This is a genomic window from Acinetobacter johnsonii, assembly GCF_048551975.1.
In the GTDB taxonomy this organism is placed as follows: domain Bacteria; phylum Pseudomonadota; class Gammaproteobacteria; order Pseudomonadales; family Moraxellaceae; genus Acinetobacter; species Acinetobacter johnsonii_A.
Genome location: NZ_JBIMCF010000147.1, coordinates 1 through 303, shown reverse-complemented (window position 1 = coordinate 303; position 303 = coordinate 1). Strand labels below are relative to the sequence as shown.

Genomic DNA, 303 nt, shown 5'->3' with positions numbered 1-303 from the left:
GGTGTAAGTTATTCAATTATAAAGAATAAAATCATTTTGTGGACTGCAAGTATCTGCTTGCTGGCGGTGCTTTTGTCGCTATATATTTTAAATACTGTGGCTGGACTGCTGGTTTTTTATTTTGATTCGAGTCAAAGCATTTTTTGGCATAGCTTAAGTATTTATATCATTGGTTTATTGCTCTTGGTGATGAGTTATTCCGTTGTGTATGAGCTGTATGTGTTCCGTTCGGGTGGACATAGTCTGGCCAAGCAACTGCGTGCACGTCGTTTAAGTTTGATTGAAAGTACACCAGAAGAAAGT

At 38.0% G+C, this 303-nt stretch carries 1 pseudogene; it reads left to right on the top strand.

Annotated elements, in window-relative coordinates:
* Positions 1-303 (top strand): annotated as a pseudogene (locus ACG9ZB_RS16995) (peptidase M48); the annotation flags it as partial.